The organism is Bosea vestrisii, assembly GCF_030144325.1.
Taxonomy (GTDB): domain Bacteria; phylum Pseudomonadota; class Alphaproteobacteria; order Rhizobiales; family Beijerinckiaceae; genus Allobosea; species Allobosea vestrisii_A.
Genome location: NZ_CP126307.1, coordinates 929224 through 951424 on the forward strand (window position 1 = coordinate 929224; position 22201 = coordinate 951424).

Below are 22201 nucleotides of genomic sequence, written 5' to 3' on the forward strand. Positions count from 1 at the left end.
GGAGACAGCTGGATTATCCTTCGAGACGCCGCTACGCGGCTCCTCAGGATGAGGGCTGAGGGTCAGCAAAAAGGGCGGCCCTGCCGGACCGCCCTCATCTCGCTGTCCTGTCGTTGCTCAGCCGCGATCGTCGTCGTCATGGCCGCGGTCGCGCCAGCGGCGCGGGCCACGGTCGTCGTCGCGATCACGGTCGCCGCCACGGCCATGCCATTCCATCCCACGCATTTCGCGCATCCGCTCGCGGCCTTCCGACATGGCCTGGCGAACGGCGCGGCGCGCCACGGTCTTCTGCTCGTCGCTGAACGTCGACCAGAGCGGGCGAACAGCGTCCGCCATCTCCTTGCTGCGGGTCGCCCGCTCGGCCTGGCGGGTCGCCCTCATGTCGAGCCGCTCCATGATGTCGGCGTCGCGGAAATGCTCACGCTGCTCGCGCATCTTGGCGAAGCTCTCGCGGCGCTGCTCGGCATTGCGCTTGATCAGCCCTTCGAGCTTCTCGAAAGCCGGAACCTGCTCCGGCTTCAGCTTGAGATCGGTGCGCAACTGAGCCAGACGCTCGTTCATCCGGGCGGTGGCGCGCTCGGCCCGGCGCTGGCGCCATTCCTCGCGCCGGTCGGAACGGTCGCCCCGCTCGGCGCGGTCGCCACGCGGCTCGCTTTGCTGTTGCGCCGGCGGAGTGCTGCCCGGTGCGGGCGGGATCGGTTGTGGTTGGGCGATCGCCAGCGTCGCCGCGACGGCCGCAGCGCTGGAGGCGACGATGAGGGCGATACGTTTCATGCGAAGTCTCCGGGATTGTGGTCCTACAAGAACGGGTCGCTTTGCGGGTCTCGAAGCCGGGTCGCGATATCGCCACGGTGCCGGAACCGGCCTGACCCAGCCATGGCGCGCGCATGACAAGATCGTAATGTCAGGACGACGCGCCGGCGAGCGGGAAGTTCCTGCCGGTCGCCGCGCAGTGCCGAATCGGCGCACCATGCGGCCGGGCGCTTTGCTCATCTCCGATCGGCAGCGAGTTCCATCGTGCGCAATCTCATCACCGATGTTCGTGGCATTCTCGTGGGCAATGCCGAGGATGCCATTGCCGCGACCGGCGTGACCGTCGCCCTCTTCGAGCGGCCGAGCATCGCCTCCGTCGCCGTTCTCGGCGGCGCACCCGGGACGCGCGACACCGCGCTGCTCGAGCCGGGCATGACGGTCGAGCATGTCGACGGGATCGTCCTCTCCGGCGGCTCGATCTGGGGCCTGGCCGCCGCCGATGGCGCCCTGAGCTGGCTGGCCAGGGAAGGGCGGGGATTCCCCATCGGTGGCTACCGCGTGCCGATCGTCCCGCAGGCGATCCTGTTCGATCTCGCCAATGGCGGCGACAAGCCCTTCGCCCGCGGCGACGGCGAGGCGCCCTATCGCGCGCTAGCCAACCAGGCCTGTGCCGCCGCGGCAGCCGAGTTCACCCTCGGCAGCGTCGGCGCCGGCCATGGCGCGACCACGGTCAATCTGAAAGGCGGGCTCGGCTCGGCGAGCGCGGTCGCCGCGACCGGCCAGATCGTCGGTGCACTGGTCGCGGTCAACGCCGTCGGCTCGGCAACGATCGGCGACGGCCCGCATTTCTGGGCCGCGCCTTACGAGAACGGCGGCGAATTCGGTGGCCGCGGCTGGCCGGCGGCGATCCCGCCAGAGGATCTCGCCTTGCGCTTCAAAGGCGGCCCTGGCGCCAACACCACCATCGCCCTCGTCGCGACCGATGCGGTGCTGACCAAGGCGCAGGCCAAGCGCATGGCGCTCTGCGCCCATGACGGGCTCGCTCGGGCGCTCCGGCCGGTGCATGCCCCCTCGACGGCGACGTCGTCTTCGCCGCCGCGACCGGTCATAGCGGCGCGCCGTCCGACGCCTATGCCCTGACCGAGCTCTGCGCCACCGCCGCCGACGTGCTGGCGCGGGCCGTGGCGCGAGCGGTATACTGCGCCAGCGCCCTGCCCTTCCCGGGTGCACGGCCGGCCTGGCGCGACAGGTTCAGTGCATAGGTTGGTCGCTTGAGTCGCCACGACGCGAGGGAGCGAGCCGATGGCCAGCGTCCGCTATTTCGTGACTGATGTCGACGAAGCCGTGCGCTTCTATGTCGACAGGCTCGGCTTTGCGCTGAAGCAGCAGTTCGGCCCGGCCATGGCGATCCTCGAACGTGGCGACCTGACGCTCTGGCTCGCCGGCCCCGGCGCCTCGGCCTCGCGGGCGATGCCGGACGGGGGCAAGCCGATCCCCGGCGGCTGGAACCGCTTCGTCATCGAGGTAGAAGATCTCGCAGGGCTCGTGGAAACCCTGCACCGCAAGAGCGTACCTTTCCGAAACGAGATCGTGGTCGGGCCTGGCGGCAAGCAGATCCTGTGCGAGGATCCATCGGGCAATCTGATCGAGCTGTTCGAGTCGGCCTGATCATTGCCGCGCACCGCTGGGCGACAGCGCAGCGCGCACCGCTCCCAAAGGAAACAGGAGGGCTTGCGCCCTCCCGCTGTCGTCATCGGTTGTCGGCCTGCGAGCGGACGGCGAGCCGTCCTTGCTGCGAGATCCGATAGGGGCCGCCCTGGCGCGACTCGATCAGGTGCTTTCGCCTGAGCCCGCCGAAGATGGCGAGCGTGCAATCGCTCAGGATGTGGCCTTCATGGGTGAAGCAATCGATGTGATGGATGCGGCCGTTCTCGCCGCGAAGATGGCGGATCTGTCCGCCACGGGCCAGCACGTGCAGCACGCGCTGCTCGCCCCGCGAAATGTTCATGTTGGTAGAGCCTGTGCATGGAACCATGACAAGCGCAGCGGTGAAGGGGCCTCCAGCATGTTCCGCAAAAGTGGGAACCACTTTTGCGACGAGAACTTGCTCTACTTTGAGTCTGCGCGAATTCTTTTCGTTCGACCGGTCCGGTCGAACGGAAAGCGCGCTGGGCCTCATTTCACCCGGCGCTGGATCAGGTCTCGCCTCAGCGAAACCTCACCGGGTTCCCACAGTCTCCAACATAAAACCCTCTTGCACATCGCGTCCGGGGTGGAGGCGTTTAAGCGAGCACCCGGCGCGCGTCAATGATCGGGCGAGGCGCATTCGCTCGAAGCCGGTTTCGCAGCCGCCCCCGGATGCGCTATGGAACCGGCATGTCGACCGATGATTTTCTCGCCCGCTTCGGCGCCGCCGGCCAGCGCCAACCCGACCCCGTCGCCGCCGCCCAGCAGGCGATGCGCAACCCGCTGCCCAAGCGCTTCTACGAGAAGGCCGAGGCGCTGGAGCGCGACGGACTGTTCCATGTCGCGCTGGACGGCCGTACCGCCCGCACGCCGGCCCGCAAGCCGCTCGCCGTCGCCTCCCGTGCCGTCGCCGATGCACTCGCGGCCGAATGGCAGGCGCAGGAAGGGCGGATCGATCCGGCCCGCATGCCGCTGACCCGTCTGGTCAACTCGGCGCTAGACGGCGTCGCCGATCAGGGCGAAGCCGTCCGCGCCGAGATCGTGCGTTATGCCGGCAGCGATGCGCTCTGCTACCGCGCCGGCGAGCCAGAAGCACTGGTCGAGCGGCAGGATGAGATCTGGAACCCACTCATCGCCGCGCTGGAAGAGCGCCTCGGCGGCCGTTTCATGATGGCGCAGGGCGTGGTCTTCGCCGAGCAGCCGCAGGCCATGCTCGATGCGGTGGCCAGGCGTGTCGCTGCGATCCACTCCCCGGTCGCGCTCGCCGGCGCCCACAACGTCATGACGCTGACCGGTTCGACCATCCTGATGCTCGCCCTCGCTGAGGGGCTGATCGATGCCGACGCGGCCTGGGCCGCCGCCCATCTCGACGAGGACTACCAGATCGGCATCTGGGGCCAGGACGAGGAAGCGGCCGAGCGCCGCGTCCTCCGCCGCAAGGAGTATGACGCCGCCGTGCTACTGCTGATGAAAGGCTAGCCGCCTTGTTTCCCGGCGCGCCCAAGGCCGACAACCCGGCCGATTATGTCGCCCAGCTCGATGGCTGGCGACTGGCGATGGTTGAGGCTTTGCGCACGGCGGTGAAGGCCGCCGCCCCGCTCGATGAGCGGATCAAGTGGACGCATCTGGTCTATGTCTCGAACGGGCCGGTGCTGCTGATCCGGGCTGAAGCCGAGCGTGTCCTCTTCGGCTTCTGGTGCGGCAAGCGGTTGCGGGGGATCGAGCCCCGGCTAAAGCCGGGCGGCAAGTTCGAGCTCGCCACCATGGTGCTGCGCGAGGGCGACGCGGTCGACCCGGCCGTTGCCGCCGAGTTGGTACGCGCCGCGGTCGCGCTCAATCGCGAGCTCGGCGACCCGAGCAAGCCGAGCGCCTGACTAAGCTGCCGGCGGCGGCTCGGTCATAATCCGGTCGATCAGCCCCCATTCGAGCGCTTCCTCCGCCGTCATGAAGCGATCCCGGTCGAGCGCGCGTTCGACCTCCTCTTCGCTGCGCCCGCAATGCTCGGCATAGAGCCGGATCATGCGCCGCTTCGTCTTCTGGATCTCCTCGGCATGGATCAGGATGTCCGAGGCCTGCCCTTGGGCGCCGCCGAGCGGCTGATGGACGTGCAGGCTGGCATTGGGCAGCGCCGCGCGCGCTCCAGGCTCGCCCGCCATCAGCAGAAATGAGCCCATCGAGCGCGCCGTGCCCATGCAGAGCGTGTGCACCGGCGAGCGGATGTAGCGCATGGTGTCGTAGATCGCGAGGCCGCTGGTGACCACGCCGCCCGGCGAGTTGATGTAGAAATGGATCGGCCGTTTCGGGTTCTCGGCCTCGAGGAAGAGCAACTGGGCGCAGATCAGCGACGCCGTCCCGTCATTGACCTCCCCGCTGAGGAAGACGATCCGCTCGCGCAGCAGCCGTGAATAGATGTCGAAGGAGCGTTCCCCGCGGGTCGACTGTTCGACGACCATAGGGACGAGCTGCATCGTGCCGTGCATCGACGACCTCCTTTGTTCCGGACTGTTGGTGACTAGGGTTGTGGGTTAGGCCGCGCCGTCAGGCGGCGCGCAGCATGAGCGGCTGATTACTGTTCGCGGGCGACGGCAGCTGACCCAGCCTTGCATCCGTCAGCTGGTGGATGATGCGCAGCTCGGTCCCATCTGCATTGGGCGCGAGCTGGAAGGTCACGACGCTTTCCAGGAAGGGCGGCTTTTCTTCCCTCAGCCGGTAGCGGACCTCCTCCCCCGGCACTGAGGAGAGCGCCTCGACCTCGGCCGGCAGCCATCTCTCGCGGAAGGCCGGAATGCTGAGCGCCCGCCAGACTTTCTCGGGCGGAGCATCGAGCTGATACGCGAAGACCAGCTGCTTCGTCCGATCCTTCGTCTCGATCTCGCTCATTGGTCCATGTCCCGCAGCAGGTCCTTGAGGGCGTCGACGCGCGCCGGCCAGTAGGCGCGATACTTCGTGAGCCATTGCGCGATCAGGGCGAGCCCGTCCGGGTCGACCTCGTAATTGACGAAGCGCCCCTGCCGTTCCTCCCGCACCAGCTTCGCAGTGCGCAGAACCGCAAGGTGCTGCGACATCGCCGGCTGGCTGATCGCAATGCCATCCCGTAGCGCGCTGGCGTTCATCCCGCCGGCCGCGAGCTTCTCGAAGATCGCCCGGCGGGTCGGGTCGGCCAGTGCTTTGAAGATGTCCTGCTCCATGAACAACACATAAGCATAGACTTATTTGACTCGCAAGCCCGCTTAGGAGGCGCAGTGAGCAGGCCGCGCGCGCGGTCGCACCCGGCCTTGCACCAAAGCGGGAGGCGCGCCCGATGGACAGCCACGCCTTCCGCCCTTAAGCCGGATAGCGGATTTTGGCAGGCTTCCCGGAGGCTCCATGAAGGACATTCTCGAACAGCTCGAAGACCGCCGCGCCGGGGCGCGGCAGGGGCGGCGGCGAGCGCCGCATCGAGGCGCAGCACAAGCGCGGCAAGCTGACCGCGCGCGAGCGCATCGAATTGCTGCTCGACCGCGACTCCTTCGAGGAGTTCGACATGTTCGTGCAGCATCGCTGCGTCGATTTCGGCATGGAGAAGGGCGAGAAGATTCCCGGCGACGGCGTCGTCACCGGCTGGGGCACGGTCAATGGCCGCACCGTCTTCGTCTTCTCCAAAGACTTCACCGTCTTCGGCGGCTCGCTCTCCGAGACGCATGCCCAGAAGATCACCAAGATCCAGGACATGGCGCTGAAGATGCGCGCACCGATCGTCGGCATCTTCGACGCCGGCGGCGCCCGCATCCAGGAGGGCGTCGCGGCGCTCGGCGGCTATGGCGAGGTCTTCAAGCGGAATGTGCAGGCCTCTGGCGTCATCCCGCAGATCTCGGTGATCATGGGCCCCTGCGCCGGCGGCGACGTCTACTCGCCCGCGATGACCGACTTCATCTTCATGGTCCGCGACACCAGCTACATGTTCGTCACCGGTCCGGAGGTGGTGAAGACCGTCACCAACGAGACCGTGACCTCCGAGGAACTCGGCGGCGCCAAGGTCCACACCTCCAAGTCCTCGGTCGCCGACGGCTCGTTCGAGAACGATGTCGAGGCGCTGCTGCAGGTGCGCCGCCTGATCGACTTCCTGCCGGCCAACAACACCGTCGGCGTGCCGGAATGGCCGAGCTTCGACGTGCCCGACCGTGTCGATATGAGCCTCGACACGCTGGTGCCGGACAATCCGAACAAGCCCTACGACATCAAGGAATTGATCCTGAAGGTCGTCGACGAGGGCGACTTCTTCGAGATCCAGCAGGCCTATGCCGGCAACATCGTCACCGGCTTCGCCCGCATCGAGGGCCGCACCGTCGGCATCGTCGCCAACCAGCCGATGGTGCTGGCCGGCGTGCTCGATTCCGACGCCAGCCGGAAAGGCGCCCGCTTCGTCCGCTATTGCGACGCCTTCGAGATCCCGATCGTCACTTTGGTCGACGTTCCCGGCTTCCTGCCTGGCACGGCGCAGGAATATGGCGGCCTGATCAAGCACGGTGCCAAGCTGCTCTTCGCCTATAGCGAATGCACCGTGCCGCTGGTCACGGTGATCACGCGAAAGGCCTTCGGCGGCGCCTATGACGTCATGGCCTCGAAGCATATCGGCGCCGACGTCAATTATGCCTGGCCGACGGCGCAGATCGCGGTGATGGGTGCCAAGGGCGCGGTCGAGATCATCTTCCGCGGCATGGACGCGGATGGCATCGCCGCCAAGACGAAAGAGTACGAGGATCGCTTCATGTCCCCCTTCGTCGCGGCCGAACGCGGCTATGTCGACGAGGTGATCATGCCGCACTCAACCAGGCGTCGGGTCGCGCGGGCGCTGGCGATGCTGCGCACCAAGAGCGTCGAGCGGCCCTGGCGCAAGCACGACAACATCCCGCTCTGAAGAGCGTTTGAAGACTCCCTGAGCCCTCATCCTGAGGAGCCATTCCGTCAGGAATGGCGTCTCGAAGGATGGTTCAGGAGGTTCTGGAGACAACTGGAGCATCCTTCGAGACGCGCCCTGCGGGCGCTCCTCAGGATGAGGACTGTGAGTTTCAGACGGACGCCTCGGACCAAGCGCCGGGGCGACCTCACATCAGCCCTGGCAGCTCCGCCGCCAGCGCGTCGATGGCGACGCGGATCTTGGGCGGCAGATGCGGCGTCTGCAGCCAGAGTGCGTGCACGTCGTAGGGCAATCGCCCCTCGTCCGGCAGCAACTCGACCAGTTCCCCTGCCCTGAGGCGCTCGCGCACCAGCCAGGACGGCAGCCAGGCCAGGCCCATGCCGAGCACGGCCGCATCCGCGATCGCCTCGAGATCGTCGAACCGCAAACGGTGGCGCAGCATGACCTCCGCCGGCGGCCCCTCCTCGCGCGGAAACAGCCAGGGGCGGACGCGGCCGGAGCGGCGATAGACTACCGCGTCGCGGCCCTCCAGCTCTTCGATCTGCTGCGGCGTTCCGCGGGCTTCGAGGTACGACGGCGCGGCACAGACGATCATGTGCTGACGTGCGACGCGGCGCGTCACGAGGTTCGCTGCGTCGTGCAGCTCGCCGGTCCGGATGGCGAGGTCGTGGCCACCCTCGGCGAGATCGACGAAGCCGTCGCCGAAGGCGAGGTCGAGCTCAAGCTGTGGATGGCGCTGCGCTACCTCCAGTAGGACCGGCATGACGCAGCGCCTGCCGAACAGCACCGGCAGCGCCACCCGAAGCTTGCCGCGCGGCTCGCCCAACTGGTCGGCAGCGAGCGCATCAGCCGCCTCGGCCTCGGCGAGGACTGTCCGGCAGCGCTCGTAATAGGCGCGGCCGAATTCGGTCAGGCTCTGGCGGCGCGTCGTGCGGTTGAGGAGGCGCACGCCCAGGCGCTCCTCCAGGAAGCGGACATGCTTGCCGACCATCGGCGCGGAAAGGTCGAGCGCCGCTGCGGCTGCCGCGAAGGAACCGAGATCGACCGCCCTGACGAAGACGGTCATGCTGGTGAGGCGATCCATCATTCGAAATCAACCGTTCCGATTGTCAATCACGAGCCACGATTTATCGCGAAATAAGCTGCTGTCATAGCTCATTCACTCACGGTGATTTGGATTTAGAGCATGGCACGCGCAGCCCGTTTCCACCGCCATGGCGGTCCCGAGGTTCTGACGATCGAGGAGATCGAAGTCGCACCGCCCGGACCCGGCGAGGTCCAGATCCGGACCAAGGCGCTCGGCCTCAACCGGGCCGAAGCCCTGTTCCGCTCGGGGACTTACATCGAGCAGGCGCACTTTCCCTCGGGGCTCGGTCTCGAAGCCGCCGGCCTGATCGAAAGCGTCGGCGACGGCGTCGAAGGCCTCTTGCCCGGCGATCCCGTCAGTCTGGTGCCGCCGCGCTCGATGCTGCGCTCGCCGGTGCATGGCGAGCTCGTCACCGTTCCCGCGGCGCTCGTGATCAAGCACCCAGCGACGCTCAGCTGGGAGGCCGCCGCAGCCAGCTGGATGCAGTATCTGACCGCCTATGGCGCGCTGGTCGACATCGCCCGCCTCGGCCGCGGCGAGCCTGTGGTGATCACGGCGGCGTCGAGCAGTGTCGGCCTCGCGGCGATCCAGATCGCCAACCGGATCGGCGCGATCCCGATCGCGGTGACGCGGACCAGGCGCAAGGCCCAGGCGCTACGGGAGGCCGGCGCCGCCCATGTCGTCGCATCGAGCGAAGACGACGTCGGAGCCCGCTTGAAGGACATCGCTGGCGAGGGCGGCATCAGGGTGGTCTTCGACGCCGTCGGCGGCACCGCTTTCCTGCCGCTGACCGCCGCGATGGCGCGCGGCGGCATCCTGATCAACTATGGCGGCCAGAGCCCGGAGGCGACCCCCTTCCCGCTCTTCAATGTGCTGAGCAGGAGCCTGACGCTACGCGGCTATCTCGTCCACGAGATCACCGGCGATCCAGCGCGCCTCGCCGCCGCCAAGGCCTTCACCCTCGACGGGCTGAGCGATGGTTCGCTAAAGCCGATCATCGCCCGGACCTTCCCGTTCGACGAGATCGTCGAGGCGCATCGCTACCTCGAATCGAACGAGCAGTTCGGCAAGATCGTGGTGACGCTTTGACGGCGCGGATCGCGCTGCTCAGGACCAGCGCCTGAACACCGCACTGGCATTCACGCCGCCGAAGCCGAAGCCGTTCGAGATCGCGTGCTCCATCGCCAGCGGCCGCGCCACCTTCGCGACGAGGTCGAGCCCAGCCGCGTCCTCGTCCGGGTTCTCGAGGTTGAGCGTCGGCGGCGCGATCTGGTCGCGCAAGGCGAGGACGGTGAAGATCGCCTCCAGCCCACCGGCCGCACCGAGCAGATGGCCGGTCGCCGCTTTCGTCGCGCTGATCGCGATGCCCCCGTCCGTGCCGAACAGGGCTTTCACCGCGGCGAGTTCGCCGCGATCGCCGACCGGCGTCGAGGTCGAATGGGCGTTGAGATGGCTGATATCGCCGGGCTTCAGGCCTGCCTGCTTCAGCGCCGTCTCCATCGCCCGGCGCGCGCCGGAGCCGTCCTCCGGGCCGGAGGTGATGTGATAGGCGTCGGCGCTGGTGCCGTAACCGGTCAGTTCGGCGAGGATCGTCGCGCCACGCGCCTGCGCATGCTCCAGCGCCTCGATCACCAGCAGCCCGGCGCCCTCGCCCATGACGAAGCCGTCGCGGTCGCGGTCGAAGGGCCGCGAGGCCTTCTCCGGCTCATCGTTGAAGCCGGTCGACAGCGCACGCGCCGCGGCAAAGCCACCGAGCGCGACGAGATCGACGCAGGCCTCACTGCCGCCGCAGAGCGCGATGTCGGCCTCGCCCGCTCGGATCATCCGCGCCGCATCGCCAATCGCCTGCACGCCGGCGGCGCAGGCCGTGACCGGCGCGCCAATCGGCCCCTTGAGGCCATGCTCGATCGAGACCTGGCCGGCGGCGAGATTGACCAGGAAGGAGGGGATCGTGAACGGCGAGAGCCGGCGCACGCCGCGCTGATCGGTGGTCCGCACCGCCTCGGCGATCGCCGGGAAGCCGCCAATGCCGGACGCGATCACCGTCGCGGTGCGCTCGCGCTCCGTCTCGCTCTGCGGCTGCCAGCCGGCCTGGGCCAGCGCCTCCTTGGCGGCTACCAGCGCGAACTGGATGAAGCGATCCATCTTGCGCTGGTCCTTCGGCGCGATCGCGACATCGGGGTCGAAACCGCCCTCATTGTCCTCCGCCTTGCTGGGTACGACGCCTGCGACCTTGGCCGGCAAGGTCTCGGCGATCGCGTCCGGCAGGCGGCGCAGGCCCGAGCGACCGGCGAGAAGGCGCTGCCAGGCGAGCTCGGCTCCGCAGCCCAGTGGCGAGACGACGCCCAGTCCGGTGACGACGATACGACGCATGGAGAACTCCTAGTTCGATCTGGCTCGGGTGGCTGCATGGCGCGCAGCGAGGCGCTCGCGCAGGTCGGTACTCGCGCGCGGTCCGGCGACGACGCTGGCGCTTTCTGGTGTGACCGGCTGCAAGGTTGCCGCATCGACGACGATCGGCAAGATCGGCCGCCCCGTCCGGCGCTCCGCCAGCAGCAGCGAGGCGCCCTCGGGCGCGAGGTGCCGGTTGGCGAAGCCGATCAGCGCCACGACGACCGGAAAGACGTCCCGGCCCTTCTCGGTCAGGACATATTCGTAGCGCTTCGGCCGCTCGCTGTAGAGCCGCCGCTCGAACAGGCCGCTCTCGGTGAGATGCTTCAGCCGGCGCGCCAGCATGTTCGGCGCGATCCCGAGGCTGCGCTCGAATTCGTCGAAGCGGGTGAGCCCCTGCAGCGCATCGCGCAGGATCAGGATGCTCCACCACTCGCCGACGGTTTCGACCGCAAGGGCGCAGGGACATTCGGCAAGCGGGGCGAGCTTGGGCTGCATGGCGCAGTCCCGCTACCGCAGTCACTATCTTTTTGCAAGCAACGACCGCGTAGGGCACGCCACAGCGCCCCGCCTCAATCCAGCGTGCTCCTGAATCGCATCAGCGCGATCCCGGCATAGAGCGGCACGAAGACGGAGAGGTAGAACACCTCCGTGCCGATATCGCCGAGGTCGGCCCCCTTCAGCATGATCGCGCGGACCACGCGCAGGAAATGCGTCAGCGGGAAGATCTCGCCAAGCCACTGCGCCCAGAGCGGCATGCCGGCATAGGGGAACATGAAGCCGGAGAGCAGCAGCGACGGCAGGAAGAAGAAAAACGTCAGCTGCATCGCTTGGAGCTGCGTGCGTGCCATAGTCGAGATCGTGTAGCCGAGCAGCACCAGCGCCAGCACGAAGATGGTGACGCAGGTCAGGAGTAGCGCGAGACTGCCGAGGAAGGGCACGCCGAAGAGCAGCTTCGCAGCGGAGAGCACCACCGCGACCTGGACGCTGCCGACCGCGAGATAGGGCAAGACCTTGCCGAGCATGATCTCGCCCGGCGTTGCCGGCATGGCGAGCAGGTTCTCCATCGTGCCGCGCTCGATCTCGCGGGTCAGCGCCATCGCCGTCATCATCACCATGGTCATCTGCAGGATGACGCCGAGCAGGCCGGGCACGATGTTGTACTGGGTGATCCCCTCCGGATTGTAGCGCCGGTGCACCACGAAGGAGAGCGCACTATCGCTCTGCTCGCGCTTCAGCTCCTCGGTGCCGAGCGCCCGCGTCAAAGCCCTACTGGCAATGGTCTGCAGCGCGCCGACCGCATTGCTGGACGCGGCCGGGTCGGTCGCATCGGCCTCGACCAGGATGCGCGGCTCGTCGCCACGCTCGACCCGCATGCCGAAATCGCTGGGAATGGTGACGAGGAAAGAGATCGCCCCGCGCGCCATCAGGCTCTCGGCCTCGGCCGCACTCTCCGGCCGCTTGCCGAAGCGGTAATAGCCGGAGACCTCGAGCGCCGCGACGACCGAGCGGGTGTAGCGGTCCTGACCCAGCGCCAGAACCGCCGCCGGCAAGCCCTTGGGATCGTTGTTGATCGCATAGCCGAACAGCAGCAGCTGGACGATCGGCACCACCAGCATCATCGCGAAGGTTATGCGGTCGCGCCGCATCTGCACGAATTCCTTGGCTAGCACCGCGCCAAGCCGGCCAGGCGAGAACAGGGCGATCGCGCTCATGCCGCTCTCCCCTCGGCTTGCGCCTTCGCCATGAACTGGATGAAGACGTCCTCCAGGCTGGTTGCGTCCGGCTCGATGCGGAGGTCGGGACGGTCCTTGAGCGGCGCTAGCGCCGCTTCCAGCTTCGCCTTGTCGGTGCCGACCACATGCAACGTCGTCCCGAAAGGCGCGACCTGTTCGACGCCATCGGTCTTCGCCAGCGCGGCGATCTCGGCCGGCTTCAGCGCGCCATGGACGACATAGGTCGAGAGCCCCGAGCCTTTCACGACTTCGTCGACAGTACCGGTCGCCAGCATCCGGCCATAGGCGATGTAGCCGATGCGGTGGCAGCGCTCGGCCTCGTCCATGTAATGGGTCGAGACCAGCACGGTCAGGCCATCGCCGGCGAGCCGGTGGATCTCGTCCCAGAATTCGCGCCGGGCCTTGGGATCGACGCCGGCGGTCGGCTCGTCGAGCAGCAGCAACTTCGGCTGGTGCATGATGCAGGCGGCGAGCGCCAGCCGCTGCTTCCAGCCGCCGGAGAGCGTGCCGGCGAGCTGGTCCTTGCGCGAGGTCAGGCCGAGATTGTCGAGCGTTCGGGCGACTGCATCTTGCACCGGCTTCAGCGCGTAGAGCCGGGCGACGAAGGTCAGGTTCTCCTCGATCGTCAGATCCTCGTAGAACGAGAACTTCTGCGTCATGTAGCCGACCTGGAGCTTGATCTCAGCACTCTGCGTGCGGACATCGAGCCCCAGCACGGTGCCCTCGCCCGCATCGGGGGTCAGCAGCCCGCAGATCAGCCGGATCGTCGTGGTCTTGCCGGAGCCGTTCGGGCCGAGGAAGCCGACGATCTCCCCTTGCCGGACGGTCAGGTCGACATTGTCGACCACCGTGCGCTTGCCGAAGCGCTTGGTCATGCCGCGCACATCGATGACGTTGCCGTCGCTCACCGCCGCCCCCGCAGCATGACATCGACGATCTGGCCGGGCTGAAGCCGCTCCGCCGGACCGCCTTCGGGTCGTGCCTCGACGAGATAGACCAGCTTTTGGCGGGTCTGCGCCGAATAGATCACGGGCGGGGTGAATTCCGGCTCCTGCGAGACATAGGAGACGGTGGCGGAAAGCCCCTGCGGACAGCCGGAGCAGCGCACGTCGAGCCGCGTACCGACCGTGGTGCCCGACAACAGCGCCTCCGGCACATAGAGCATGAGCTTGACCGCGCCATCGGGCAGGATCGTCAGCGCCGGCGCCGATGGACCGGCAAGCTCGCCGGGATGACGGATCAGGTCGGTGACGATCCCGGCGGCCGGCGCCATCAGCTTGCGCTGGCCGAGCCGCCATTTCGCCTGGTCGAGCCCGGCCTGCGCTTGCGCCACTTGATTGCGTGCCGCGTTGATCTCCTCTTCGCGTGCAGCCAGCCGGGCGACATTCAGATTGGCGGCGGTCTCGCGCACCCGTGACGTGGCGACATCACGCGCTGTCTGGGCTTGGTCGAGATCGGCCTGGGTCGAGACGCCGCGGCGGAAGAGATCCTGCCGCCGCTCCAGCGCCCGCTCCGCTTCGCGCTCCTGCGCCTTGGCCGAGACGGCCGTCGCCTCGATCACGGCGATCTCCTCCGGCCGCTTGCCGCTGAGCAGGTTGGCGAGCTGCGCCTGCGCCTGGACCAGCCGCGCCTCGCTCTCGGCGACGGCGTTGCGGGCATCGTCCGCCTGCAGTTCGGCGAGGAGTGCGCCCGGCGCAACCCGCTCCCCGCGCCTGACCGCAACGCTCTCGATCCGTGCCGTATCGATCGGGCCGAGCCGGACATATTCGCCCTCGACATAGCCGACGACACGGGTCGAAGGCGGCGCACAGACGCCGAGCGAAGCGGCAATGGCGAAGGAGCAGATGAAGTCGAGGATCATGACGCCTCTCCCCTGCAGGCGAGAATGCTGGCGCGAACCGAGCGCCTGACGGTTTCGCCGATGGCGCGCGCTTCATTGGGACCGATATCGTCCCAGCCCAGGCGCCGCGTGACCGCCGGGCGCGCGATACGGAAATAGAAAACTTGGCCGATCGCGGCAAAGACCGCGAGCCTGGTCGCCGGCGCTTCCGGCTCCATCCCGGTTGCCGCCGCCCAGACCTGGCAGACCCGGCGATGCACCGGCTCGAACAGCCCGCCATAGATCGTGTCGAAGGCCGGGCTCGGCGTCAGCATCTCGCGCACGACGAAGCGGGCGACCACTTCGCTCTCCGGCACCGTCGTCAGGAAGGTTACGACCCGGTCGATCAGCGCGAGCAACTGCTCGGTGGCCGCATCGCGATCAGCCGTATCGACTGCGATCGCGACCGCCGGCGCGCCGCCAGCCAGCACTGCCTGCATCCGGGCGATGATCGCCTCGGCGCAGGCCTGCCTCAGCCCGTCCTTGCCGCCGAAATGATAGGCGATGCCGGCGCTGTTGACCTTCGCCGCCTGGGCAATTTCGCGCGTCGAGGTCGCGTCGAAGCCGTGGCGGCCGAACAGGTCGAGCCCTGTCCGGATCAGCGCCTGCCGCGTGCCCTCGGCGTCCTTGAGGATCGATGTGCGTGCCATGGCGGGAGCGATAGCATGGCTCCGTAATTCAATCAATCGATTGATTAAATCATGGCAACTCTCTCCCGATCCCCCTTCGAGGTCTCAAGATACAGAGAGTTTGTCATTAACACGCGTATTCCGTCACCGCGGCGCGTCCAGTTTGTCACCGAGCCCGAAAGCGTCGGCGGCGCACCTCGCCGCCTGCGCACAGCCGTCATCGATCGATCCTGGGACCTGACCTCATACATTCGAGATCCGGCGCTGCAACTCTCCGAACGAGACGACCTCGCCGGCGATCGCGCTGGCCGCAACCGTCGGCGGACTCGCGAGCCAGACTTTGCCAGGGCCGGACCGACCGGGGAAGTTGCGGTTGATCGCGCTGATCGTCACCTCCTCCGCCTGCGAAGACACGCCAGGCCCGCATTGCGCGCAGGCTCCGCAGGCCGGGTTGAGGATCTGGGCGCCGACGCGCCTGAACGTATCGAGATAGCCGCGCTCCTCGCAGTAGCGCCGCACGGCCACAGTGCCGAATTGCAAGTAGAAGACGACGTTGCCCGGGACCTTCAGGCCGCGCGCCGCCGCCCAGGCCAGGACCTCATGGTATTGGTCAAAATCCTCGCGCTTGCCGGCCGTGCAGGAACCGGCATAGGCGATGCCGATCGGGACCGGTGCGGCGAGTTCATCGCAGGCGATGCCGTTGCCGGGATCGCCGGGGGCCGCGAGCATCGGCGTCAAGACCGAGCAGTCCAAGTTCAGCTCGGCGGCATAGGGCGCGCCCGGATCGCTCGCCATCCAGTCCTCGATCACGACGTCGTCCCCGCGCCGCTCGCGGATGAAGCGGGCAGTCTCGGCATCGGGCGCGACAATCCCGCTGAAGCCGCCGAGCTCCGCCGTCATGTTGGTCAGCGTCGCACGCTCGTCGATCGACATCGCCGACACGACCGGCCCGGCGAATTCGAAGACGCGGCCGAGCCCGAGCCCGGCCCGGATCCGCGGCTCGGCGAGCAGCTTCAGGACGACGTCCTTGGCGGTCACGCCGGAGGGCAAGCTGCCCTCGAGGCGGATCAACAGCGATTCCGGGACTGTGAGCCGGACCGCGCCAGTCATGAACGCGTTGGCCATGTCGGTCGTGCCGACGCCGAAAGCGAGGCAGCCAAGTGCCCCCGAATGCGGCGTATGCGAGTCGGTGCCGACGCAGATCTCGCCGGGAACGGCATAGGTCTCGGCCATCAGCGCATGCGAGATGCCTTCCGAACCTTCCTCACCGGCGAGATAGCCGCGGTCCTTCAATTCGTAGTCGCGGGCGAAGGCGCGATGCCCTTCCGAGAGCCGGCGGATCGCCGGCAGCAGGTTCTGCCGCCGATGCGTCGGCGAGCGATGCGCATAGGAGTTGTGGTCCTCGAAGCAGAGGATCGTGTCCGGCTCGTGCAAAGCGAGCGGCCGGCCATAGCAACGATGCAGCATATGCGCCGCCATCGCCGTGTAGATCTCGTGGATGAAACGGAAGCGCGCCCGAACGAAGCCGCCGCTTCCCGGCTCGGCCGTCCAGCGACGCCCGCGCTCGGCCAGGAGATGGCGCGCGATGATCTTCTGGGTGAGCGTTCGCGGCACCGTATCCTCCGGCAACGATGCCGGCTTCGCGTCGCCGAGATGAGTCCGACCATATTCGAGCAGGCCACCGGCGGCGAGAATTCGCGCCGCCAGTTCATCTCGCCCCTGCAGCAGACCGGCGAGCGGAATGGCTTGGCCGGCCCGGATGCGGTCGAGCAGGCCGAAATCGGTCGAGGTGAACAGCCCGATATTGTCGCAGTTCTGGCGGTAGATCCGCTCGAAGCTCTCGGCGATGACGAGCTTGATCCCGGCCGCGCGCTCGGCCAAAGGCGCATGTTCGCGCGACGACCCCTTGCCGTAGCGGCGGCCGGCGACGAGGACGCCGAAGCCGCCAAGGCGCAGGGCGTCGAGCGGGATCGGGTTGCTCTCGCCGGCGCGATAGCCGGTATGGGCATGCCGGCCGATCTCGTCATCGAAATGCACCAGCGAGGGCAGCGGCGTGATCTCGTCGGTCGAGACGTCGTCGCGCAGCGCGCCCGCAGTCTCGCGTTCGAGATCCTCGCCCTGCAACTGCCGGCGAACGGCCCCGGCATCGGCCGACAGGAACAGCACCCGGCCGTCGAAGCGGATCGGTCGCATGGCCGGTCAGGCCTGCGCTTCGAATTGCGGCTGCCAGCGCAACAGATAGCTCTGCAGCTGCCGCACGATGGTCGCGAGCAGGATGCCGACGACCATCATCGCGAAGATCGCGACCATCATCTCGGCGGCGTTGGCCCGCGCCTCCGCCTCGATGATCAGCTTGCCGAGACCGCGCTCGGCGCCGATGAACTCGCCGACGATGACGCCGATCAGCGCGAAGGAGACCGCCGGGGTCAGCGAGGCGAACACCCAAGCCAGCGCCGAGGGGATCACGACCGTGCGCAGCACCGTCATTTCGGACGCGCCGAGCAAACGCGCCGCGGCGATCTGGTCGCGGTCAACGGCGCGCGTGCCCTCGAAGGTGTTGAAGAAGACGACGAAGAACACGACGATCCAGGCCGTGACGATCTTCGACATGTCGCCGAGCCCGAACATCAGGATGATCAGCGGCACCAGCGCGATGCGCGGGATCGAGTTCATCGCCACGACATAGGGCTGGAAGATCCGCGAGAGATAATCGGAGCGCCCGAGGATCAGCCCGCAGGCCACTCCGGACACGGTGCCTAAGACGAAGCCCCACCACATGTTCTTGAGCGTGATCAGCAGTGCCAGCCAGAGATTATTGTCGTTGCGGGCAAAGCAGGCGCCGAAGCCGGCCGCATCGCCCAGGCAGCTCAATTTCAGGAAGCTCGTCGAGATCATCGACGGCTTGGAGATGAAATAGGGATCGAGGATGCCGGGCACGAGCGGTTTCAGCGCAGCGATGGCGCGCAGGCTCCAGCCCCATTCCCAGATCGAGAGGACGATGACCAGGATCGCGACCTGCCAGGCGACGACCTTCGCGGAGGATTGCTTCATCGTCTCACTCCGCCTTGGTCCGTCTGAACTCTTCGCCGAGCGAATGCCAGATATGGGAGTAGAGCTTGCCGAACTCGGCGCTCTCGCGCAGCGAGACCGCGTCGCGCGGCCGGGCGAATGGCACCTCGAAATCCTCCTTGAGCCGGCCGGGCCGGGCCGAGAGCAGGATGATCCGGCTCGCCAGGGTCAGCGCCTCGCCGAGGTCATGCGTCACGAACAGCACCGTCTGGCGCTCGCGCTCCCAGATATCGAGTAGGGTCTTGTGCATTTCGAGCTTGGTGTGCGTGTCGAGCGCCCCGAACGGCTCGTCCATCAGCAGGATCTCGGGCTCCATGATCAGGGTGCGCATCAGCGCAACGCGCTGGCGCATGCCGCCCGACAGCATGCGCGGGAACTTCGCTCCGAAGCCGTCGAGCCCGGCCGTTTCGATCGCTCGCGCGACCTTGGCCTTGCGCTCGGCCTTGTCGACACCGGCGATTTCGAGCCCGTAGCCGATATTGGCCTCGACCGTCCGCCAGGGGAACACTGTGTCGCGCTGGAAGACATAGCCGACCTTGCGATTGACCTCGCCTAGCCTGACCTCGTCCTGATCGATGGCGATATGGCCGCCGCTGCGCGGGATGAGGCCCGCGACCATGTTAAGGATGGTGCTCTTGCCGCAGCCGGACGGACCGAGCAGCGCGACGAACTCGCCCTGCTTGACCTCGAAGGAGACATCGTCGACCGCCTTGACCCCCGCTTCGCCGGCCCCATAGCGCTTGTCGAGATTCCGGACAGTGATGCGGACGCGTTCTTGCGCCGGCTCCGCCTGCGCGAGCGAGGTGCCGAGCCGGGTGCGTTGAGCCAGTGCCATGACCGGGCTCATCCGAACTTGGCGCGCGCGGCTTCGAGGAACGTCATGTCGACGATGTCCTCGAATTTCGCCGGCGGAATATCGGTCCCCTGGCGATACCAGACCTTGCCGCCGCGCTCGAAGGAGCCCTTGTCGATGCGCCCGTCGTACTCCCAGGTCTGCTTGTCGAAGCCGAGCTCCGCCTTGACCGCATTGGGGTCCTGGCCGCTGTAGAGCTTCTCGCCGACCAGCGCGTAGACCTCGTCGATCGGCGTCGCCTTGACCCATTTCATCCCCTGATACATCGCGTTGATGAAGGCCTGGACCTTGGCCTTCTCCTGCTCGCAGGTCTCCGTCAGCGCGTAGAGGACGAGAACGGGCACAGTGCCGCCATAGGCGGAGACAAAGACGCCGGGCTTGGAGGTATCGAAGATCGCCTTGCCGAAGCCCTTCGCCTCCGATTCCACCACCCAGCCGGGCGGGGCAATGATCGCATCGAACTGCTTGGTCTCTAGCCCGGGCAGCATGGTGTTCAGCCCGCCACCGGCGACCCAGGTCACTTTGTCGCCCAATCCCTTCGACTCAAAATTATAAGTCCCGTACATCCAGGTACCGGAGCCGATCGCAGTCGCGGCGATAACGGGCTTGCCGCCGTTCGGCCGCTTGTAGGCCGCGAGCTTCTCGACGCTGTCGATGCCCGCATCAAACAGGTCCTTGCGGATGACGACGTTGGCGATCGACGAGATCATCTGCGTCGCCATGATGATCTTGCAGGGCTTGCCGCGCGTCGAGAGCTGCAACGGATGGCTCGCATCGCCGTGGGCGAACAGGGCCTGGCCTGCTGCGAGCGTCTGGCGGCCATGGGTCCCGGCATTGCCGACGACGAACTTGAGATCGAGCTTCTCGGCCTTGAAGAAGCCGCGCGCTTCGGCGATCGCGCCGAGGGCGTAGACCGCGGTCTGCGGCCCATAGGCGAGCGAAGCTGTCGCCGACTGGGCGCGTCCGGCGGCGGGAGAAAGGCCGGCGACCGCGAGGCTGCCGCTCCCTGCCAGCCAATCTCGGCGTGTGATCTCCATGGTGTCCTCCCTGGACGGTGTCAGTTGGCGGTGCCGGTCTTCCGGTCTTGGAGTTCCGCCAGCACCTCGTCGGTGTGCTGGCCGATCGCGGGCGGATCGCGCCGCTTCTTCAGGCGCTCCCCGTCGAAGGTGAAAGGCAAAGCGGGCGTGCGCACGGTGCGGCCATCGCCCAAGGTCAGGTCGAGCAGCCCGCCCGAGGCGTTGAGATGCGGATCGTCGAACAGGTCGCCCGGCTTGTTCACCGGTGCGAAGGGCAGCTCCAGCCGCTCCAGGATAGGGCTGATCTCGGCGACGTCGTACTGGGCCACGATCGACCTGATCTCGGGAATCAGCCAGCCGCGATTGTCGACGCGGCCCTGGCCGGTCGCGAGCCGTGGATCGTCGAGCCAGGCCTCGCGGCCGAAAGTCCGGCAGAACCCCTGCCAATGCTCCTCGCCGACGATCGAGATGAAGATCTTCTCGCCACTCTTTGTGTCGAACAGGTCGTAGACAGGCCAGGGTGATTCCTTCACCGACCAAGGGACCGAGCGCTCGCCGGTCACGCTCTCGAACATCATCGCCTGGCCCATCAGGAAGACGTTGTTCTCGAACAGCGCGCTTTGGATGTAGCTGCCCTTGCCGCTGCGCTCGCGCTGGGCCAGAGCGGCCTGGATCGCGATCACCCCGAACATGCCGCCCATGATGTCGTTGACCGAGGCGCCGGCGCGCATCGGCTTACCAGGAAGCCCCGTCATATAGGCTAGGCCGCCCATCATCTGGACGACCTCGTCGAGTGCGAGGCGGTTCTCGTAGGGGCCCGGCAGATAGCCCTTCAGCGAGCAATAGATCAGCCGGGGCGCGTCGGGCGCGAGCGTCTCGTAGTCGAGGCCATACCGGGCCAGCAGCCCCGGGCGGAAGTTCTCGATCAGCACGTCGGCGCCGAGGATCAGCTCGCGCGCGGTCTCGCGCCCCTCCGGCGTCGCTGTGTCGATGACGACGCTGCGCTTGTTGCGGCTGTAGGTGTTGAAGAAGCCGGAGGCGACGCTCTTGAAGAAGCGCGTCCGGTCGCCCTTCGGCGGCTCGACCTTGATCACGTCGGCCCCGAGATCGGCAAGGATCATCCCGCAGGACGGCCCCATCACCATCTGCGAGAACTCGATGACCCGGACCCCTTCGAGCGGCAGCGGGTTCACGCGGCCACCTCATAGACCTTCGGCAGGCCGGCCTCGCGGACATGGCTGCGAATCCGCTCCTCTGGCAGGGCAGCGGCGAGGATGTCGGTCGCTGCGAGCAGGCGCGCCAGGTCGATCCCCGTCCGCAGGCCCATCTGCTCCAGCATGAAGACGAGGTCCTCGGTCGCGATGTTGCCGGAGGCGCCGGGTGCGAAGGGACAGCCGCCGAGCCCACCGCAGGCGGCGTCGAAGGTGGTCACCCCGGCCTCCAGCCCGGCCAGCACATTGGCGAGGCCGAGCCCCATCGTGTCATGGAAATGAAGCCGGATCGGCATGTCCGGGCCGATCGCACTGCGGACGGCCTTGACCAGCGCCCGGACAAGCCGCGGATCGGCATAGCCGACCGTGTCGGCGAGCCCGATCTCGTCGACGCCGCGCCGGGCCAGCGCCTCGGCGACCTGGCAGACGTCGCGTTCGGCGACCCGGCCTTCGAGCGAGCAGCCGAAGGCAGTCGGGATGCCGCCCATGACATGCGGTGCTTCGCTCTGTGCCTTCGCCTGTGCGACGATGGCGCCAACGATCTCCGCCTGCTCCTCACGCGTGCGCCGCGTATTGGCCATACTGTGGCTGTGGCTGGCCGAGACGATGCAATAGAGCATCTGGGCTCCCGCCGAGATTGCACGCTCGGCGCCCCTGGCGTTCGGCACCAGCGCCCCGACTCGCCATTGCGCGTCGGCTGTGCGCGCGGCCTGCACCATCTCTGCCCCATCGGCGAATTGCGGAAAGGCCTGCGGTGGCACGAAGCTGGTCGCGTCGATCTCGCCGAAGCCGCAGCGCGCCAGAGCCTCGATCCAAGACCGTTTCGTCTGCGTCGGCATCACCTGCCGCACCAGTTGCAGTCCGTCGCGCGGGCCAACCTCGCAGATTTCGATATCGCGCATCGTTTTCCCTAGAGCATTATTTTGTTATTTGTTGCGACAAAGTACAAAACCTGCAATCAGATTGTCAATTCCCCCTCGCCGCCTGGAGTCAA

The 22201-nt window shown here is 67.3% G+C and carries 22 protein-coding genes and 2 pseudogenes; 6 read left to right on the plus strand and 18 right to left on the minus strand.

What is annotated here, in order from left to right; translation table 11 throughout:
* Positions 1-117 precede the first annotated feature (117 nt).
* A complete protein-coding gene (locus QO058_RS04530; RefSeq protein WP_284170617.1) occupies positions 118-774 on the minus strand; it encodes a Spy/CpxP family protein refolding chaperone in 657 nt (218 codons plus the stop codon).
* Positions 775-1053: 279 nt separating this feature from the next.
* Between QO058_RS04530 and QO058_RS04535 the strand changes: the two are divergent.
* A pseudogene (locus QO058_RS04535) lies at positions 1054-1907 on the plus strand (P1 family peptidase); the annotation flags it as partial.
* A 148-nt stretch (positions 1908-2055) separates the two neighbouring features.
* The gene (locus QO058_RS04540) at positions 2056-2421 is read left to right on the plus strand and encodes a VOC family protein (RefSeq protein WP_284170619.1); all 366 of its coding nucleotides are present in this window, start codon (positions 2056-2058) and stop codon (positions 2419-2421) included.
* An 82-nt stretch (positions 2422-2503) separates the two neighbouring features.
* On the opposite strand, the gene QO058_RS04545 is transcribed toward QO058_RS04540, so the two are convergent.
* Complete coding sequence (locus QO058_RS04545; RefSeq protein WP_284170620.1) at positions 2504-2761, minus strand: YjhX family toxin; 258 nt, start codon at positions 2759-2761, stop codon at positions 2504-2506.
* 368 nt (positions 2762-3129) lie between these two features.
* Here QO058_RS04545 and QO058_RS04550 point away from each other — a divergent pair, with 368 nt between their 5' ends.
* Positions 3130-3918 carry an ATP12 family chaperone protein gene (locus tag QO058_RS04550; RefSeq protein WP_284170622.1) on the plus strand — a complete coding sequence of 263 codons (789 nt, stop codon included), beginning with the start codon at positions 3130-3132 and terminating at the stop codon, positions 3916-3918.
* A gap of 5 nt (positions 3919-3923) precedes the next feature.
* Positions 3924-4313 (plus strand): DUF1801 domain-containing protein, encoded by a 390-nt coding sequence (locus QO058_RS04555; protein WP_284170624.1) that lies wholly within the window; start codon positions 3924-3926, stop codon positions 4311-4313.
* Here the strand turns inward: QO058_RS04555 and QO058_RS04560 are convergent, their stop codons facing one another.
* From QO058_RS04560 to QO058_RS04570, 3 genes are read right to left on the minus strand one after another with little or no spacing between them, the layout of a single operon-like run.
* Positions 4314-4919 (minus strand): ATP-dependent Clp protease proteolytic subunit, encoded by a 606-nt coding sequence (locus QO058_RS04560; RefSeq protein WP_284170625.1) that lies wholly within the window; start codon positions 4917-4919, stop codon positions 4314-4316.
* Positions 4920-4977: 58 nt separating this feature from the next.
* A complete protein-coding gene (locus tag QO058_RS04565) occupies positions 4978-5319 on the minus strand; it encodes an SRPBCC family protein (RefSeq protein ID WP_284170627.1) in 342 nt (113 codons plus the stop codon).
* A complete protein-coding gene (locus tag QO058_RS04570) occupies positions 5316-5627 on the minus strand; it encodes an ArsR/SmtB family transcription factor (RefSeq protein ID WP_284170629.1) in 312 nt (103 codons plus the stop codon). Before QO058_RS04570 ends, QO058_RS04565 begins: the two co-directional genes overlap by 4 nt.
* Before the next feature lie 178 nt (positions 5628-5805).
* On the opposite strand from QO058_RS04570, the pseudogene QO058_RS04575 reads away from it, so the two are divergent.
* Positions 5806-7336 (plus strand): annotated as a pseudogene (locus QO058_RS04575) (acyl-CoA carboxylase subunit beta).
* A 187-nt stretch (positions 7337-7523) separates the two neighbouring features.
* Here QO058_RS04575 and QO058_RS04580 read toward each other — a convergent pair.
* Positions 7524-8420: a LysR family transcriptional regulator gene (locus QO058_RS04580; protein WP_284170630.1), complete on the minus strand. Its 897-nt coding sequence runs from the start codon at positions 8418-8420 to the stop codon at positions 7524-7526.
* 102 nt (positions 8421-8522) lie between these two features.
* Between QO058_RS04580 and QO058_RS04585 the strand changes: the two genes are divergently transcribed.
* Positions 8523-9512 carry a zinc-dependent alcohol dehydrogenase family protein gene (locus QO058_RS04585; RefSeq protein ID WP_284170632.1) on the plus strand — a complete coding sequence of 330 codons (990 nt, stop codon included), beginning with the start codon at positions 8523-8525 and terminating at the stop codon, positions 9510-9512.
* 18 nt (positions 9513-9530) lie between these two features.
* On the opposite strand, the gene fabF is transcribed toward QO058_RS04585, so the two are convergent.
* The 12 genes from fabF to QO058_RS04645 form a co-directional block, all read right to left on the minus strand.
* Complete coding sequence (fabF, locus tag QO058_RS04590) at positions 9531-10796, minus strand: beta-ketoacyl-ACP synthase II (RefSeq protein ID WP_284170633.1); 1266 nt, start codon at positions 10794-10796, stop codon at positions 9531-9533.
* Between the two features lie 9 nt (positions 10797-10805).
* Complete coding sequence (locus QO058_RS04595) at positions 10806-11312, minus strand: winged helix-turn-helix transcriptional regulator (protein ID WP_284170635.1); 507 nt, start codon at positions 11310-11312, stop codon at positions 10806-10808.
* 74 nt (positions 11313-11386) lie between these two features.
* Complete coding sequence (locus QO058_RS04600; RefSeq protein WP_284170636.1) at positions 11387-12529, minus strand: ABC transporter permease; 1143 nt, start codon at positions 12527-12529, stop codon at positions 11387-11389.
* Complete coding sequence (locus QO058_RS04605; protein WP_284172817.1) at positions 12526-13425, minus strand: ABC transporter ATP-binding protein; 900 nt, start codon at positions 13423-13425, stop codon at positions 12526-12528. The genes QO058_RS04600 and QO058_RS04605 overlap by 4 nt, the downstream gene beginning before the upstream one ends.
* Before the next feature lie 29 nt (positions 13426-13454).
* A complete protein-coding gene (locus tag QO058_RS04610; protein ID WP_284170637.1) occupies positions 13455-14411 on the minus strand; it encodes an HlyD family secretion protein in 957 nt (318 codons plus the stop codon).
* A complete protein-coding gene (locus tag QO058_RS04615) occupies positions 14408-15079 on the minus strand; it encodes a CerR family C-terminal domain-containing protein (RefSeq protein ID WP_284170639.1) in 672 nt (223 codons plus the stop codon). Before QO058_RS04615 ends, QO058_RS04610 begins: the two co-directional genes overlap by 4 nt.
* A gap of 222 nt (positions 15080-15301) precedes the next feature.
* Positions 15302-17251 carry an aconitase family protein gene (locus QO058_RS04620; protein ID WP_284170641.1) on the minus strand — a complete coding sequence of 650 codons (1950 nt, stop codon included), beginning with the start codon at positions 17249-17251 and terminating at the stop codon, positions 15302-15304.
* A gap of 6 nt (positions 17252-17257) precedes the next feature.
* A complete protein-coding gene (locus tag QO058_RS04625) occupies positions 17258-18109 on the minus strand; it encodes an ABC transporter permease (protein WP_284170643.1) in 852 nt (283 codons plus the stop codon).
* 4 nt (positions 18110-18113) lie between these two features.
* Positions 18114-18962, minus strand: coding sequence for an ABC transporter ATP-binding protein (locus QO058_RS04630; protein ID WP_284170645.1), 849 nt, complete (start codon positions 18960-18962; stop codon positions 18114-18116).
* 8 nt (positions 18963-18970) lie between these two features.
* A complete protein-coding gene (locus QO058_RS04635; protein WP_284170646.1) occupies positions 18971-20017 on the minus strand; it encodes an ABC transporter substrate-binding protein in 1047 nt (348 codons plus the stop codon).
* A gap of 20 nt (positions 20018-20037) precedes the next feature.
* On the minus strand, positions 20038-21189 hold the full coding sequence (locus QO058_RS04640; protein ID WP_284170647.1) for a CaiB/BaiF CoA transferase family protein: 1152 nt from the start codon (positions 21187-21189) through the stop codon (positions 20038-20040).
* Positions 21186-22109, minus strand: coding sequence for a hydroxymethylglutaryl-CoA lyase (locus QO058_RS04645; protein WP_284170649.1), 924 nt, complete (start codon positions 22107-22109; stop codon positions 21186-21188). The genes QO058_RS04640 and QO058_RS04645 overlap by 4 nt, the downstream gene beginning before the upstream one ends.
* Positions 22110-22201: the final 92 nt, after the last annotated feature.